The 17215-nt window shown below is 27.4% G+C and carries 17 protein-coding genes; 3 read left to right on the top strand and 14 right to left on the bottom strand.

Annotated elements, in window-relative coordinates; genetic code table 11:
• Positions 1-62 precede the first annotated feature (62 nt).
• From metK to ACTTAS_RS06885, 7 genes are read right to left on the bottom strand one after another with little or no spacing between them, the layout of a single operon-like run.
• Positions 63-1232, bottom strand: a complete 1170-nt coding sequence (gene metK, locus ACTTAS_RS06915; protein ID WP_440678860.1) for a methionine adenosyltransferase — start codon at positions 1230-1232, stop codon at positions 63-65.
• Positions 1225-2763 carry an apolipoprotein N-acyltransferase gene (gene lnt, locus ACTTAS_RS06910; RefSeq protein WP_440678859.1) on the bottom strand — a complete coding sequence of 513 codons (1539 nt, stop codon included), beginning with the start codon at positions 2761-2763 and terminating at the stop codon, positions 1225-1227. The genes metK and lnt overlap by 8 nt, the downstream gene beginning before the upstream one ends.
• A gap of 1 nt (position 2764) precedes the next feature.
• On the bottom strand, positions 2765-3226 hold the full coding sequence (gene ybeY, locus ACTTAS_RS06905; RefSeq protein WP_440678858.1) for an rRNA maturation RNase YbeY: 462 nt from the start codon (positions 3224-3226) through the stop codon (positions 2765-2767).
• Entirely contained in the window at positions 3219-4214 is a 996-nt protein-coding gene (locus ACTTAS_RS06900; RefSeq protein ID WP_262590057.1) for a PhoH family protein, read from the bottom strand. The genes ybeY and ACTTAS_RS06900 overlap by 8 nt, the downstream gene beginning before the upstream one ends.
• A 3-nt stretch (positions 4215-4217) precedes the next feature.
• Positions 4218-5543 (bottom strand): tRNA (N6-isopentenyl adenosine(37)-C2)-methylthiotransferase MiaB, encoded by a 1326-nt coding sequence (miaB, locus tag ACTTAS_RS06895; protein ID WP_440678857.1) that lies wholly within the window; start codon positions 5541-5543, stop codon positions 4218-4220.
• Between the two features lie 6 nt (positions 5544-5549).
• Entirely contained in the window at positions 5550-5960 is a 411-nt protein-coding gene (locus tag ACTTAS_RS06890) for a Fur family transcriptional regulator (protein WP_262590055.1), read from the bottom strand.
• A 9-nt stretch (positions 5961-5969) separates the two neighbouring features.
• Complete coding sequence (locus ACTTAS_RS06885) at positions 5970-6356, bottom strand: peptidase M22 (RefSeq protein ID WP_440678856.1); 387 nt, start codon at positions 6354-6356, stop codon at positions 5970-5972.
• Positions 6357-6363: 7 nt separating this feature from the next.
• Here ACTTAS_RS06885 and ACTTAS_RS06880 point away from each other — a divergent pair, with 7 nt between their 5' ends.
• Positions 6364-7365: a polysaccharide deacetylase family protein gene (locus ACTTAS_RS06880; protein ID WP_440678855.1), complete on the top strand. Its 1002-nt coding sequence runs from the start codon at positions 6364-6366 to the stop codon at positions 7363-7365.
• Here the strand turns inward: ACTTAS_RS06880 and ACTTAS_RS06875 are convergent.
• Genes ACTTAS_RS06875 through murJ form a run of 4 tightly spaced genes read right to left on the bottom strand, consistent with a single transcriptional unit; the run spans position 7362 to position 11567 of the window.
• Positions 7362-8429, bottom strand: coding sequence for a glucosaminidase domain-containing protein (locus ACTTAS_RS06875; protein ID WP_440678854.1), 1068 nt, complete (start codon positions 8427-8429; stop codon positions 7362-7364). The two genes, ACTTAS_RS06880 and ACTTAS_RS06875, sit on opposite strands and share 4 nt — an antisense overlap.
• A gap of 6 nt (positions 8430-8435) precedes the next feature.
• The gene (locus tag ACTTAS_RS06870; RefSeq protein ID WP_440678853.1) at positions 8436-8975 is read right to left on the bottom strand and encodes a NifU family protein; all 540 of its coding nucleotides are present in this window, start codon (positions 8973-8975) and stop codon (positions 8436-8438) included.
• A 56-nt stretch (positions 8976-9031) separates the two neighbouring features.
• The gene (gene trpS, locus ACTTAS_RS06865) at positions 9032-10033 is read right to left on the bottom strand and encodes a tryptophan--tRNA ligase (protein ID WP_440678852.1); all 1002 of its coding nucleotides are present in this window, start codon (positions 10031-10033) and stop codon (positions 9032-9034) included.
• Positions 10034-10037: 4 nt separating this feature from the next.
• Complete coding sequence (gene murJ, locus ACTTAS_RS06860) at positions 10038-11567, bottom strand: murein biosynthesis integral membrane protein MurJ (protein WP_440678851.1); 1530 nt, start codon at positions 11565-11567, stop codon at positions 10038-10040.
• Positions 11568-11685: 118 nt separating this feature from the next.
• Here murJ and ACTTAS_RS06855 point away from each other — a divergent pair, with 118 nt between their 5' ends.
• Positions 11686-13974, top strand: a complete 2289-nt coding sequence (locus ACTTAS_RS06855; RefSeq protein WP_440678850.1) for an NADP-dependent malic enzyme — start codon at positions 11686-11688, stop codon at positions 13972-13974.
• Here ACTTAS_RS06855 and ACTTAS_RS06850 read toward each other — a convergent pair.
• Positions 13971-14567 carry a BON domain-containing protein gene (locus tag ACTTAS_RS06850; protein WP_440678849.1) on the bottom strand — a complete coding sequence of 199 codons (597 nt, stop codon included), beginning with the start codon at positions 14565-14567 and terminating at the stop codon, positions 13971-13973. The genes ACTTAS_RS06855 and ACTTAS_RS06850 overlap by 4 nt on opposite strands.
• Positions 14557-15417 carry a 16S rRNA (cytidine(1402)-2'-O)-methyltransferase gene (gene rsmI / locus ACTTAS_RS06845; RefSeq protein ID WP_440678848.1) on the bottom strand — a complete coding sequence of 287 codons (861 nt, stop codon included), beginning with the start codon at positions 15415-15417 and terminating at the stop codon, positions 14557-14559. Before rsmI ends, ACTTAS_RS06850 begins: the two co-directional genes overlap by 11 nt.
• Positions 15418-15450: 33 nt before the next feature.
• Between rsmI and ACTTAS_RS06840 the strand changes: the two genes are divergently transcribed.
• Positions 15451-16605: an ABC transporter substrate-binding protein gene (locus ACTTAS_RS06840; protein ID WP_440678847.1), complete on the top strand. Its 1155-nt coding sequence runs from the start codon at positions 15451-15453 to the stop codon at positions 16603-16605.
• Here ACTTAS_RS06840 and rdgB read toward each other — a convergent pair.
• Entirely contained in the window at positions 16589-17191 is a 603-nt protein-coding gene (rdgB, locus tag ACTTAS_RS06835; RefSeq protein WP_440678846.1) for an RdgB/HAM1 family non-canonical purine NTP pyrophosphatase, read from the bottom strand. The genes ACTTAS_RS06840 and rdgB overlap by 17 nt on opposite strands.
• Positions 17192-17215: the final 24 nt, after the last annotated feature.

The following is a 17215-nucleotide window of genomic DNA, read 5'->3' as shown; positions in this document are numbered from 1 at the left end:
CATTTTGATAATTCAACAATGTAAAGGCAATATAGTAAAGTTTTTTTTTAATTCAACTGAAACTATTTAGAAAAAACATTGATTTTATCTGTTTTTTCCCACGAAAATGATCCATCATCTCCTGAAGTTCTACCAAAGTGACCATAGGCTGCTGTTTTTTCATATATAGGTCTATTAAGGTTTAACATCTCTCTAATTCCTCTAGGACTGAGATCAAAATTTTCATTAATCTTTTCAACAACAAATTTGTTTTTATCTAAATCATTATCAAATAAATCAACATAAATAGATAAAGGTTTTGAAACTCCGATTGCATAAGCTAACTGTATCAAACATTTATCTGCTATTTTTGAAGCAACAACATTTTTAGCAATATATCTTGCCGCATAAGCAGCAGATCTATCTACTTTTGTAGGATCTTTACCTGAAAATGCTCCTCCTCCATGGGGTGCTGCTCCACCATAGGTGTCTACAATAATTTTTCTTCCTGTTAAACCACAGTCTCCATCTGGACCACCTATTACGAAATTACCAGTTGGGTTTACATAAAACTCTTCCTCATTAAAGTCTTTAAGAAATTTTTCAGGAATTGATTTTAACATATACGGTCTTAATAATTCTCTTACCTGTGCTTGATTAACATCAGAAGAATGTTGAGATGATATAACAACAGATTTTACTTTAGTCGGTTTACCATCAACATATTCGAATGTAACTTGGCTTTTTGAATCTGGTTCGATATTTTTTAATTTACCAGATTTTCTATCCTCAGCCATAAGTCTTAAAATTTTATGCGAATAATGAATTGGTGCGGGCATAAATACATCTGTTTCATTACATGCATAACCAAACATTATACCTTGGTCTCCAGCACCTTCATCTTTGTTTCCAGATGAGTCCACACCCATTGCAATGTCAGCAGATTGAGAATGCAAATGACTTTCTATTTTTGTTGCTTCTTTCCAGGTAAATCCTTCCTGATCATATCCAATATCTTTTATACAATTCCTTACTTTTTCGATTAAATCATCTTTTTTAATCTCAGGTCCCCTTACTTCACCTGCAAGTACAACTTTGTTTGTTGTCGTTAAAGTTTCACAAGCAACTCTTGAATAAGGATCTCCAGAAATGTAACTATCAACAACCATATCAGAAATTCTATCTGAAACTTTATCTGGATGTCCCTCTGAAACCGACTCACTTGTAAATAGGAAATTTTTTAAATTACTCATTTTTAATTTTATTAAATGAAAATATTAAAAAAATATACAATAAAATTATTAAACCAAAAATTTTATTTCCATATTTAGAAAAGATTGTTGGTTGAATTTTTCTCATTTTCGTAAAATTAATATATCCAACTTCATTAAAATTAATTTTTTCCTCAACGATACCGAGAGGATTTACTATCGCAGCTATTCCGTTATTAGCTGATCTAATTACATATTTTCCACTTTCGATGGCTCGAAATACACTGTGAACAAAGTGTTGTTCTGGTCCTATTGATTGACCAAACCATCCATCCTCTGAAATATTTACTATTATATCAAAGTCATGATTTTTATATAATTTTCCAGAATAAATTATCTCATAACAAATTAATGGTAAAAATTTTATTGAAAAATTATTTTGATTTAACTCTATAATTTCCCTTTTTTGACCTTTTGAGTAGGATTGATAATTGTTTGTTAAAGATTTAAGGCCTAAATTTTTTAATAAATTTTCCATAGGTAAAAATTCGCCAAACGGTACAAGATTTATTTTATTATAATAATTTAATAAATTAAGATTATGATCATAAACAGATAAAGAATTGTAATACTTAACTTGATCATTAACTTTTGATTTGTTGTTGATCCCTAAAATAATTAAGTGATTTTCATTAAAACTTTCATTAAATAAATAATCATAACTTTGAATTTGATCCTGAGATATTCCAGGCAATATACCCTCTGGCCAAATGAAAATTGTTTTCTCTTTCTTATTTGGTGAACTAATATTTATAAGATCTTCTATTGTTGATAAAGGCCCCTCTCCTGAATAAAATCTATCTAAAGAAATATCAGTACCAACTAATCTTATTTTATAATCAAGTTTTTCAATATCACTATTATAAAAATCCTGCTTATTTGAATATCCAAAGAAATAAAATAATAAAAATATTGAAGGTAAAATTAAGCAAAAAATTAAATCTTTTTTGTCATTCCGTAAAATAAAGAGTGCAGGACTTAGAAACAAAGTTATACAAAATAAGTTGAAAGAGTATGTGCCAATTAAAGATGTTATGCTTAAAATTTCTAAATGATTTGAAAAACTATATGCAATCAAGTTCCAAGGAAAACCTGATAAAATTGAACCTCTAATGAATTCTAGAAAGCCAAAGATTACAGAAAACAATAAAATTGAACTCAAAGTTTTATTTGGTTTAAAGAAAATAAACAAATAACAAACAAAACCGTAAAATAATGCAATAAAAGAAGGAACTAAAATTAGAGCAAATGGAATTAAAAATTTAAAATTTTCATCAAATGTTAATGAAATAGAGATCCAATATATATTTGTTAAAAAATACCCAAATCCAAATAACCAGCCATAGAAAAAAAATAATTTATGTTTGCTCTCTTTTTTTTTAATCAAAAAAATAAAGAATAAGCTAAAGGATAGAAAATTAATTATTAAAAAATTGAAAGGTGGTAAACTTAATGAAGTTATCGCTCCAAGGAACAATAAATAAACTACATCAATATATAAATTTTTTTTCAATTTACTTAATTTTTGAGATAACTGATTTATAGATTTTTTCTTCTTCTTTTAACATTTTTAAATAATCTTTATTTTTTACATGATCAAATCCTAACAAGTGTAAAAAACCATGAATAAATGTTTTAATTATTTTTTCTTTAAATTGTTTATCCGTTTGTGATTTTGGTTTATTCATAAAATTAAAACTAATAATCATATCTCCTAAGTAAGTTTGCTTTGATATTTTTAATATTTTGCTAGATGGGAAAGATAAAATATCAGTAGATTTATTTTTATTTCTAAATTTCTTATTTAAAATTTTAATATTTTTATTATTTGAAAGAAGTAAAGATAAACTTATTTTTTTATTTAAAAATTTATATTTTTTTGGAAAAGCATCACAAATACTTTTAAAAAAAAAATCTTTTTTTTTAAGTTTTTTAGACCAAGCCTTCTCTTCTGAGAAGACGTTTAAATTAATCATTTTTGGAGTAGGCTTTTACAATTTTAGAAACCAATGGATGTCTAACTACATCTGAATGATCAAAGTCTACAACTGAAATTTCATTTAGATGCCCCAATAATTCTTTTGATCTAACTAATCCTGACATACTTTTGTTAGGAAGATCTATCTGAGTAGGATCTCCATTAACTACAATTTTTGAATTTTCACCAATCCTTGTTAGAAACATTTTTATTTGTGTATCTGTTGCATTTTGTGCTTCATCTAATATTGCAAAAGAATTTTTTAGTGTTCTACCTCTCATAAATGCCAAAGGAGCAATTTCGATATCACCAATTTCAATCATTCTTTGTATTTTTTCAAAATCGAATAAGTCGTACAAAGAATCATATAAAGGTCTTAAATACGGATCTACTTTTTCTTTCATATCTCCAGGTAAAAAGCCAAGTCTCTCTCCTGCTTCAACAGCAGGCCTAGATAGAATAATTCTTTCTATTTTTTTTTCTAACAACATAGTCAAACCAACTGCAACAGCTAAAAAAGTTTTTCCTGTTCCAGCTGGACCTGCTGAGATTACAATATCACTTTGTCTTAAAGCTCTGACATAGCTTTTTTGTTTTTCGGATCTAGGAATAATTGATTTTTTTGGTGTTTTTATAATGTCAGTTACATTATTATTTTTAACCTTCTCTTTAATCATAAATTGATCAACTGATGATATAAGATCTTTATTTTCAATTGAACCATTATTTATAAATTGATTAGTTAAAAATTGAATTGCATTTTTTATTAACTCATTTTTTTGTGGATCTGATTTTATCATTATTGAATTTCCCCTAGAATACAAACTAGAGTTAGTCATCTTTTCTAATTCTTTTAAATTTTTATTAAATTCTCCGGCAACACCCATGAGTAATTCATTGTTGTGAAATATTACACTTAATGAATTATTGTCTGAGTAAACAAATTTTAGAGTGGTATCGATTTTTTTTTTAATTGTATTATTCAAAGATTATGCCACCTTTTGATCTGGGTTGCTTAACAATTCTCCAAACAATGTGGTTCTATTACTATTTGTAATTTTCACTTTCACAATTTTTCCAATATGTTCTCTTTTACCATTAAAAATTACTGATGTCATATATTCAGTTCTGCCAAAAGCTTTGGATTTATCTTCGGTTAAATTTTCAACCAACACATCAAGTGTTCTATTTTCTAATTTTTTGTTCATTTGGGTTTGATTTTCAGATAATAAATTTTGAATAAATTCTAACCTTTTCATTGAAATTTTTTTATCAATTAAATCCAAACCTTCTGCCTTTGTTCCAGGCCTTGGACTAAAAATAAATGAGTAAGAATTTATAAAATTAACTTTTTTAATTAAATCGACTGTACTTTGGAAATCTTCTTCAGTTTCGCCAGGATAACCAATAATAAAATCACTAGAAAATTCAATTGATTGATTAATTTTTTTTAATTCGTCATAAACTTTTAAATAATGATCTATTTTATGTTTTCTATTCATCAACTTTAAAATCCTATCGGATCCACTCTGAACTGGAAGATGGACTAAAGGCATTAACTTTTTAGAGACTTCATATACTTTGATTAAATCATCAGTCATATCTTTTGGATGCGAAGTTGTGTATCTAATTCTTTTTACATCTTTAATCTTTTCAATTTCTAAAATCAAATCAGATAATCTTTTACTTTTATCATTGTAAGCATTTACATTTTGTCCCAAAAGTATGATTTCTTTTGCTCCATTATCTGACAAATAATTTGCCTCCTCAATTATTTGATTGAATGGTCTAGAATATTCTGGTCCACGAGTATATGGAACCACACAAAAATGACAAAACTTATCACATCCTTCTTGAATAGTTAAAAAAGACGAAACTTTACCTGCTTCATTCTTTATTTTACTAAAATATTTAAATTTTGAAACAGCATCGAAATCTGTTTGTTCAATTTTTTTTCTTTTTTCAATATGACTCAGAATTGTTTCGTTAATCTTATGATAGGCTTGAGGGCCAATTACTAAATCTATATAAGGCTCACGTTTAAGCATCTCTTGGTTTTCTGCTTGAGCAACACACCCTGCAATTATTACTAATGGCTTTTTTTTGGCTCTAAAGCTTTTTTTAACTCTTCCTATTTCAGAATAAACTTTTTCTTTTGCTTTATCTCTAATGTGACAAGTGTTTAATAAGTAACAATCAGCCTCTTCTAGATTGTCACTTTTTTGATAACCGATTTTCTTTACTGAATCAAAAATTCTATTTGAATCATATTCGTTCATTTGACAACCAAAAGTTTTAATGAAAATTTTTTGCATTCTAATTTAGGATTTTTTTTTTATCCCATAAAGTTCAAGCTTATGATCAACTAAAGTGTAACCATATTTATCTGCTACTTTTTTTTGAAGTTTTTCGATTTCTTCATCAACAAATTCAATTATTTCACCTGACTTCACATCTATTAAATGGTCATGATGTCCTTCATTGAGTTCTTCATACCTAGCTTTTCCACCTTTAAACTCATGCTTAGTAAGTATTCCAGATTCTTCAAATAATTTTACTGTTCTGTAGACGGTAGCAATACTTATCTTATTATCTATCTTCGAAACTCTATTATAAAGTTCATCAACATCAGGATGGTCGGTAGACTCGGACATGACCTGAGCAATTATTTTTCTCTGATCTGTCAATTTCACACCTTTTGCTAAACATTTTTGTTCAATTGTTTCAGACATAATTTAATTTTAACTTATATAAATAGGGTTAATCAAATTTTTTTTAATTTTAAATTTATCGCACAAATAAGGGACATTTTCATATTTTACATCTTTTTCACCTTTAAAATCTTCTAAACTATAGCAATAATAATCAATATTTTTTGCTAATTTGAGAGCCTTTACAACAGAAATAGAATTTCTAATCCCCGCAAAACTTCCTGGACCTCTGTTAATGTATATTTTGTTGATATCTTTTAATTCAAATTTTTTTAATTCTAAAAATTCTTTTATAATTAAAGTTAATTTTTCATAATTTATTTTAGTATTCTCATGCGTAATATTGTAAATATGATCATTAGCTATGATCATTAAAAAAATTTTATCTCCAGCTACATCAATTATAAGTTTATTCATTTTATCTATGTTTTTTAGTTTTAGTTCTAAATCAGATGAAAATAATATCAAATTTTATTCAGAAGATAATGGGATTTTATCAATAATGTATCATCGTTTTAATGAACATAAATACCCATCAACTAATATTAATATGGAGGTATTTAAGAAGCACTTAGAAATTGTTAAAAATTCTAAATACAATTTTCTTAATCCTAATGAATTTGATTCAAAATTTAAAACTTCAAAATCAGAAAAAGTAGTTTTGATAACAATTGATGATGCATTTGAATCATTTTACAATGAAGCTTGGCCACATTTAAGAGATAACAAAATTCCATTTATACTTTTTGTTTCAACAGAACCAGTTGGAAACAAGGGTTATATGACCTGGGATCAAATTAGAGAAATTGATGCAGTAGATTTTTCTTTAATTGGACACCATTCACATAGCCACGAATACCTAATAGAAGAAACTGAAGAAAATTTCATTTTAGATATTGAAACTGCAAACAAAATTTTTAAACAGGAACTTAATTATATTCCTGGTCTATTCTCTTATCCATTTGGTGAATATTCTAAATTTATGAGAGATTATATTTCTCAAAACTTTAAATACGCTTTTGGTCAACATTCAGGGGTTATTGATCTTAATAAAAATAAATTTGAATTGCCAAGATTTCCGATAAATGAAAAATATGGAGAGCTTAAAAGATTTAAATCTATAATTAATTATTATCCTTTAGAATATAAAACTTTATCTCCAAGTGAAAAACAGCTTACAATAAATAATAATCCACCAAATTTTAAAGTTGAGTTTTTTAAAGAACAAAAAAATTTAACCAATATCACATGTTATTCCAACGAAGGAGACAAGTGGGATAGATCTAAAACTAATTTATCTAATCAAATCTTAACTATTGATTTTAGAGAACCTTTTAAACCTAGAAGAGGCAGGATAAACTGTTCTTTAAACGATAATGGCAAATGGAGATGGTTTGGAGTTCAATTTCCAATTAAGAAAAACTAAATTAAGCTTTCTAAATCCTTACTAGATGGAAATAATCTTGCCTCATCAAAATCTTTCAATTTATTTTGACTGATTATTTTTTGTAGTACTTCAATGTACTGACTTCCAGTTTCTGCATATTTATCTAAATGTTTAGATAAAATTAAACTATCAAGTGGTTTACCATCACTTCTCAATTCACTTCTAGCTTTTCTCAGATTTATGTAGGATTTATGAGTATTTAAATTTCTTAAGTATGCTCTTATAGATAATTGTAAACTATTAAATTTCATTACTTTATGGGTTTCGCCTTTCTCAGCTTCTTTGGGCTTTAAACCTTCACCTGACCATGTCCATTGACCAAACAAAGCATTTCCTTTTCTTGCAAATCTTGAAGTTCCCCAACCTGTTTCTTTTGCTGCTTGTGCAATTGCTAAGGAAGCTGGAATTTCATCCATTCTTACCTTTAATGATGAAAAATCATTTTGCCTAACACCATATTGCTTAAATTTTTTTTCAAGCCATTTTTTTTCGATATCAGTATTGCTACTTTTATTTAAAATCGTAAAGAGTCTTTTTCTATCTATTCTAATTTTAGTATTTTCTTTAACAATCAATGGGAGGATAATTTTAATAAACATCTCTTTTTTTTTCTTTGAACTAGAGATTTCATTTATTTCATTTGGAAGAAGTCCTATATCGATAGGCTTTACAAGTTTATTTTCCCTTACATCTTTTAAATTATAGTTTACCTCTTTAAATAATGAATTAATTTCTGAGGTTGTATACCTGACCAAATTAATTTCTGAACTATTTTCCTCTAAAATATCATAGAGTAAATCCATCTCATCTACTTCACCTGAGACATCTTCTTCAATTAAGCCATTTGTATTAAGTTTTTTTAATAAAAGATTTTTAGAATTATTTGTAAATTCTTTATGATTAAAATTTTTTTCAGCAAAGTTAATAAAAATTGGTGTTACATAAAAAAATGAGATTAAAAAAATCCCACTTAACATAAATCTAGAAATAGAATTAATACTTTTATTTTTACTAAATTGAAATTTGATTAATTTATTTTTCATAAACTTTTATATTGCAACAACTTCTTTTACCTCTGGAAGATAGTGGCATAGAAGATTTTGTACTCCTTGCTTTAAAGTCATTGTTGAGCTTGGACAGCCTGAACAACTTCCTTGTAGTTGCACTTTTACTATTCCGTCTTTGAATTCTTTAAATTTTATATCACCACCATCTCTTGCAACTGCAGGTCTAATTTTTTGGTCTAAAATTTTTACAATTTTTTCCTCAATTTCACTCAAATTGATATTTTTTTCCTCTTCATTTTCATCAATGACGTATTCTTTACCATCTAAATAAAAATCGTTTATTAATGAAATAACAATATGTTTAATTTCGTCCCATTTAATTTGGTCATTTTTGTTTACTGAAATAAAATCCTGTCCCAAAAAAATACCCTCAACCCCATTGACTGATAAGATATTTCTGACCAAATCATTATTTATTTGATCTTTATTTGTGATTTCGTAGGGACCACTATTTGATACTTTCTTCCCAGGAAGAAATTTCAAAGAATTAGGGTTTGGCGTTATTTCTGTTTGTACGAACATACTGTAAATATATATAGAGCTTATTTCTAAAATTTAAACTTGATATTTAAATTATATTAAAATCCTAGTATTTCTTTAATTCTATCTATCTTTTTTGATGCAATTAAGTTTGCTTTTTCAACTCCTTCTAGAAGGATTTTATCTAAATAAGGTTGATCATTTAAAAGTTTTTTTATTTCTAAAGATATAGGTTCAATCTTTTTAACCAATAAATCAGAAAGTTGATTTTTAAATTCAGAAAAATTTTTACCTGAAAAATTTTCGACTGTATTTTGTAAAGTTGAATTATTTAAACTAGAGTATATGCCAAGAAGGTTTCTTGCCTCTAACCTCTCATTTAATTCTTCGACACTACTTGGCATTGGTAACGGATCAGTTTTTGCTTTTTTTATTTTATTTACAATTGCATCTCTGTCATCTGTTAAATTAATTCTGCTTAAATCTGATAATTCAGATTTACTCATCTTTTTTGATCCATCTTTTAAACTCATAATTCTAGAAAATTCTTTTTGAATTAAAGGTTCAGGTACTTTCAAAAAGTTATCTTGATCAAAATCGTTATTAAACTTTTGAGCAATATCTCTACATAGCTCAAGATGTTGTTTTTGATCATCACCAACAGGGACATGAGTCGCATCGTACAAAAGAATATCTGCTGCCATTAAAACAGGGTAAGAGTACAGTCCAACGCTTGCTTTTTCTTTATCTTTACCTGCTTTTTCCTTGAATTGTGTCATTCTATTTAACCAACCCATTCGAGCAACACAGCTCAAAATCCAAGCTCCCTCTGAATGAGCTGCTACACCAGATTGATTAAAAATAATACTTTTTTTAGGATCAATTCCACTTGCTATAAAAGTAGCTACGGTCTCTCGAATGTTGTTTTTTAGCTCTTTTGGGTCTTGTTTAACTGTAATTGCGTGCAGATCAACCACACAAAATATACAATCATTATCAACATCACTATTAAGGTCTACAAAGTTTTTGATTGCACCCAAATAATTACCGAGGTGAAGATTGCCTGTTGGCTGAACACCAGAAAATATTTTTTTACCCATATTTTTAATAGTTTATTTTAATATCACTAATTTTAAAAGCTTTGATGAAATAACAAATAAATATGTAAAAGAACAGTGCAAATAATACGCTTAAGATTAAATAAATTGATTTAAAACTATAATTAAATGAAAGTTGATTTTCAAAAGAGTTTAATAAAAAATTAAAGAATAATCCCATTAAAATTGATGCAAAGATCATTTTAAAGAAATTTAAAAAAAAGTTATTTTGAAAATAGAATAATTTATTATTTCTTAAGTATATAAATAGCACTATTGCATTTAACCACGATGAAATTGAAGTTGCGATTGGAATTATAATAAAACCTATTTTGTTAAAATAATAAATACTGATTAAAATATTTAAAAGAACCGAAATTAATGAAATATAAAACGGTATTTTTGTATTATGATTAGCAAATAAAAAACTTGAAAAAACTTTTATCAAAGCAAAAGCGGGTAAACCTAAAGCAAAATAAAATAAAGCAAGACTTGAATTATTAACAGATTGTATATTAAAATTACCATAACCAAACAACGCCGAAATTATTTGCTCTGAACCAATCATTAAAGCTATTGTTGCTGGAATACTTAAAAATAAACTAAGCTCTAAAGCTTTGTTTTGAATGAGAGAAATTTTTTCTTTATTTTTAGAGTCTATAAATCTTGAAAGTTGTGGCAGAATCACAACTCCAATGGCAATACCAGCTATCGCTAAATTAATCTGATAAATTCTGTCTGCATAATAAAGATAAGAAACTGCGCTAGCTTGAAAGGAAGCAATAATTGTTCCAACCAAAATATTGATTTGCGTCACGCCAGATGAAAAAATGCTTGGTAATAGTTTTTTAAAAAAAAACTTTACTTTTTCATCACTTACTATCTTAAAATTAAATTTAAATGAAAAAAATCTTTTAACAAAATAATATAAAAAAATTAATTGTAAGAATCCTGCTAAAGATACACCATAAGATAAATAGTAAACAAGCTCATCTCCTAAAGCTTTAGAAAAAAATAAAACAATAATTAAAATAACATTTAATAGAATTGGTGCTGCTGAAGCTGCAGCAAATTTATTATGAGAATTTAATATTGCAGAAAAAAAAGATGCTAAACTAATAAATAATAAAAAAGGAAAAGTAATCCTTGTTAAACTGATAGCTAAATCCATTTTTTCAAGATTATCTATGAAACCTGGGGCAATAATTGATACAAATCCAGGCATAAAAATCTGAACGACTATTGTTAAAATTAAGAGACCTAAAAATAAAAGATTAAAAATATTATTTGCAAAATCGTTTGCAGATTTTTTTCCTTTGTTCATTTCAGAAGTATAGCTAGGTACAAAGGCAGCATTGAAGGTTCCTTCTGAGAATAATCTTCTAAATGTGTTTGGAATTCGAAATGCTACAAAAAAAGCATCTGCCAACAAACCTGTTCCAAGAAATATTGCAATTAATATGTCTCTTATATATCCAAGCAGTCTGCTAATGATGGTATAAAAGCCAAATGTGCCTGTTGACTTAATTAAGTTCATAAATCATATTAGTCTTAATTTTACCCTAATTGTATACTTATTATCAGAATATATAGATCAAATATTCCAAATAATAAAAAATATAAAATAGATAAAGTTTGTATTCAGTTTAATAAAAATGAAAAAAACAAAGATTGATCATTACACAGATAAAGAAGCTTTAGATTTTCATAAAGATAAAAAACCTGGCAAGATCGAAATAATTTCTTCAAAGAACATGACTACTAAAAGAGACCTTGCTCTTGCTTATTCTCCAGGGGTTGCTGCCCCAGTTAAAAAAATAAGTGCGGATCCAGAAGCAGCTTATGATTATACGAGCAAAGGAAATTTAGTAGCAGTAATTAGTAATGGTTCTGCAATTTTAGGATTGGGCAACTTAGGAGCATTAGCCTCTAAACCAGTTATGGAAGGAAAGGCAGTACTATTTAAAAGGTTTGCAGATATAGATTCGATTGATTTAGAAATAGACTGTAAAGACGCTAATGAAATTATCAATTCAATTAAAAACTTTGCTCCGAGTTTTGGAGGAATAAATTTAGAAGATATAGCCGCACCAGATTGTTTTATTATTGAACAAAAGCTCAAAGAAATACTAGATATTCCAGTATTTCATGATGATCAACATGGAACGGCAATTATCACAACAGCTGCTTTACTGAATGCACTCGACATAAGTGGAAAATCAATCAAAGATATAAAAATTGTGGTTAATGGTGCGGGTGCATCTGCTCAGGCTTGTACAGAGTTATTTATTAACTCGGGTGTTAAATCTGAAAATGTAATAATGCTAGATCGAAAAGGTGTTATCTACAAAGGAAGAGCGGAGGGTATAGATCAATGGAAATCAAGATTTGCAATTAATACAGATTTAAGAACTTTAAGTGATGCAATTAAAGGGGCTGATGTATTCTTGGGATTATCTTCAAAAGGTGTTTTGAAAAAAGATATGGTTAAAAACATGTCTAAAAATCCAATTATATTTGCATGTGCAAATCCTGATCCAGAAATTACACCAGAGCAAATAAATGAAGTAAGAAATGATGCGATTATTGCAACTGGAAGATCAGATTATCCCAATCAAGTAAATAATTTAATTGGATTTCCTTACATATTCAGAGGTGCACTAGACGTAAGATCAAAAACAATTAATGAAGAAATGAAAGTTGCTGCTGCTAAAGCTATAGCAAAACTTGCTAGAGAAGATGTGCCAGACGAAGTTGTTGCAGCTATGGGAGGAGAAAGACCTCACTACGGTAAAAATTATATTATCCCATCAACTTTTGATCCAAGATTAATTAGTGTTATTCCAGCTGCTGTAGCTAAAGCTGCTATTGAAAGTGGAGTTGCTAGAAAAAAAATTGATAATTTTGAAATCTACAAAGAGCAACTTAAGCAGAGATTAGACCCAACAGTAACAATAATGCAAGGTATAAACTCTTTTATTAAAAAGAATCAAAAAAGAATTGTTTTTGCAGATGGGGAAGATGAAAATACTTTAAAAGCTGCAATAGCATTTAAAAATTCAAAACTTGGTATTCCAATTTTAGTTGGTAAAGAAAGTAAAATTAAAGAGCAAATTAAAAATATCGGTTACAGCGAAAATTTTGATATTGAAATTACCAACTCAAAAGATGAAGAAAAAAGAAAAAAATATGTAAATCATCTATTCAAGAAACTTCAAAGAGAACAAGGTTTATTAGAAAGAGATTGTGATCGAATGGTCCGAAACGATAGAGTAGTCTGGGCTACTAGCATGGTCGCTTGTGGAGATGCGGATGGTGCTGTTACTGGAAATACTAGACGTTTTGGAGCATCCCTTGAAAAAATAAAACAAGTTGTAGATGTTAGAAAAGGCGAAATAATGTTTGGACTAAACATGGTTGTTAATAAAGGAAAAACAATTTTTATTGCAGATACAAGCGTTCACGAATACCCAACATCAGAAGAAATGGCAGAAATTGCAATTTCAGCTGCTAGAGTAGTAAGACTTTTTGGGATCGATCCAAAAATTGCATTTGTATCACACTCCACATTTGGACAACCTTTGACGAGTAGAACAAAACACATTCGTACAGCGGTAGATATTTTAAAAGATAGACAAGTTAATTTTGAATTTGACGGTGATATGCAGCCTGATGTTGCCCTCAATCCTGATTATGAAGAATTATATCCTTTTGCAAAAATAGTAGGTAAAGCAAATATCTTGATAATGCCTGGACAACATAGTGCAGCAATATCTTATAAACTAATGAAAACTTTAGGTGATACTAAAGTTATAGGGCCCTTATTGATTGGACTTGGTTTGCCGATTGAAATTGCTCCTCTTAGATCTTCAACATCGGAAATCATTAATTTAGCTTCAATTGCTGCTTATTCGTCTGAGGTAATTGAATATAAAATAGATTAATTTTTTTGAACTCTCAAATCTTCGAGTAGCAAAATACTTGCAACAACATCTTCTACATCTAGAATTTCTTTTGCTTCACTAATAACCATTTCCTTTTCTTCATCAGTTAAAGCTATCCCATAAACATAAATTATCTTTTTATAAGTATCTATTTGATAATTTGTTGCTTTAATATTTTTATTTACTATCAAGGCAGTTCTTAATTGAGACGTAATAAGTATATCTTTTGCTGATTGTTTAAAATTAAATTCCTCTTTTATTTTAATATCATTTCTTACTGATCTAGCACCTTTTGTTTCCCAAGCGATTTTAGTAATTTTTAATTTTTCTTCTGGTGCATCCACTTTTCCAGTAATAAATATCCTTCCATCTAAAACTTTAGTTTTAACTTTTAAAAAATGCTTTTTATCCATAGCAAGTATTTTACTTGAAATTGTTTTTTGCATAATTGAGTCATCTATTTGTGTTCCGACTGTTCTCGGATCAATTGCAACTGACACTCCTGTCCCGAATAAACCAGTTGAGCTAACTCCTGGTACACAACCTGATAAAATAATTGATAAAAAAATAATTATTAAACTTTTAAATTTCATTTTTTAATTTCAAACAAAAATTATAAACTACTTTTTTGGGAATATTTTTATTGGTACATATTAAATCTGTAATTTCTTTTGTGGTTAATTTGTTAATCATTCTCTTTATCAGATTAATATCTGATTCACTTAGCTTTTGCGAAGCTTTTTCTTCTTTTTTTTCAGAAATAACTATTGTTAATTCACCTTTTAATTCATTATTAAATAATTCTAGTTCATCAATATTCTTTCTAATATACTCTTCGTACAACTTTGATAGCTCTCTACAGAAGACTATTTTTCTTCCAGTAAAAAATTTTTTAAATGCAGGAATGAGTTTATTTAATTTTTTTGATGATGAAAAAAAAACTAAACAGTGATTAAAATTTGATAGTTTTTTTATTTCATCTTCGATTTGATTTTTTTTTTCTGGTAAAAAACCATAAAATAAAAACTTATCAGAAAACCCACTTGCTGCAACTGCAGTTGTAACTGCTGACGGTCCAGGTATTGAAAATATATTAAGATTATTTCTTATACATTCATTTACCAATACTAAACCTGGATCAGAGATACTTGGAGTTCCCGCATCAGATATAAGTGAAATTAATTTACCTGATTTTAAATATTCAATTATTTGTAATGTATTTTTTTTTTCATTAAATTTATGATTTGAAATCAGTTTTGATTTAATTTGATATTTTTCTAATAAATTTTTAGAAACACGTGTATCCTCACAAAGTATATAATCTGATTTTGCCAAAACCTCTAATGATCTAAATGATATATCTTTTAAATTACCTATTGGTGTTGCTACCAAATAGAGCCCATTTTTATAATCATTTGATTTAAATTGTGGTTTTGTGATCATAATTCAGCTTAAAAATTATATAATAACATCAAAATGAAAAAGATTATTAAAATTATTTCTATTTCTTTACTTCTCTTATTATTAAACTTCTTAAATTTAGTTAATGCTAATGAAAAAATAAAAATTGGACTGTTGGTTCCGATGACTGGAGAAAATAAAGATCTCGGAACTTCTATTATTAAGGCTGTAAGTTTAGCTGTCAAAGATATTAATAATGATTTAATTGAAATTTATCCAAAAGATACCGCAACAAGAGCTAACCAAACTCTTAAGTCTGCTTTTGAATTAAAACAAATGGGAATAAAAATTGTTATTGGACCAATATTTCATGAAAGTTTAACTTATTTAGATGAGATGAAAGATTTAACTTTTTTATCACTAACAAATAAAACTTTAGATTTACCTGAAAATGTAATTTCTGCTGGAATAAATTCTACTTCACAGTTTAATACTATAAAAAAATTTTTAGATAATAATAATTTACAAAAAACTCTTTTTTTAACACCAATTCAGAACTTTGAGTTTGAAGTAAAGGATGGTGTTAAGAATTCTAAAATAAAAGTTTTTAAAAATTTTGAATATAATACTGAACCAACAAAACTTACAAAACAAATTGAGGAAATAACTAAATACAAAATTAGAAAACAAAATCTAGCTGATGAAATAAGAAGGATTCAAGAATCAAATGAACCAAATAAAGAAAGAAAAATAAAAAGTTTGGAAAAAAGATACACAATTGGAAATGTAAATTTTGATGCAGTTGTTATATCTGATTTTGATGAAAGTCTTAAAAGTGTTGCAACTTCTTTGCTCTACACTGATGTGTCTCCAAAAGATAAGTACTTTATAACCCTTAATCAATGGTTTGATGAAAGTTTAATGGAAGAAACAAATATTCAACCGATTTATTATCCATCAATTAATAAAGAAAATTTTGATGATTATAAAATTAAATATTTTAATACTTTTAATCAAAACCCATCCCATCTCTCACTGTTAAGTTATGATTTGGTTGGTTTAGTATATTATCTTTCTTTGAAATCAGATCTTTCGAAAATGGATAAATTGTTTAAGAAAAAAAATTCATTTAAAGGTAAGATAGGAATTTTTGATATTAAAGATAACAAAATTAATCACAGATTAAATTTTTATAAAATAGAAGATAAAAAACTTACAGAAATCTTTTAAGCTTCTTGAAAGCTTGAAAGCGATGGTCCATTTTGTATTTTTGAGATGGTTTCATTTCACCAAATGTTTTAGATTTTTTTAATGGGATAAAAATTGGATCATAACCAAATCCGTTTTTCCCCTTCGGTTCATTTGATATTCGACCCTCAACTTTGCCTACTACACAAGTGATTTTTTTATTTAAATGCGAGATTGATAGAGCACAAACAAATCTTGCTTTAATTTTTTTATTTTTCCAATTCTTATCTTTTTTATCTAACTCTCTAAATACCTTTTTAATAGCTTTGTTAAAATCTCCAGATTTTCCTCCCCATCGTGCAGAATAAATTCCAGGTCTTTTATCTAAATGATCTATCTCCAAACCAGAGTCATCAGCTAAACATATTAGACCAGTCTTTTTAGAGAAATGTTTTGATTTAATTAAGGAATTTTCCTTAAAAGTTTTTCCATTTTCTGCAGGACTTTTAAGTTTAAAATTAGAAGTCGAGTAAATTTTGATATAATTTGGTAATAAACTCCTAATTTCTCTTAATTTACCTTTATTGTTAGTACCAATGAGTAATTCTTTAATTTTTTGCTTAGACATCTAGAAATAATTAAATTCCTTACC

Origin of the sequence: Candidatus Pelagibacter sp. HIMB1611 (genome assembly GCF_052047715.1) — a bacterium.
Taxonomy (GTDB): domain Bacteria; phylum Pseudomonadota; class Alphaproteobacteria; order Pelagibacterales; family Pelagibacteraceae; genus Pelagibacter.
Note: the sequence above shows the minus strand (reverse complement) of the source record. Positions and strands in the feature narration are given on the sequence as shown.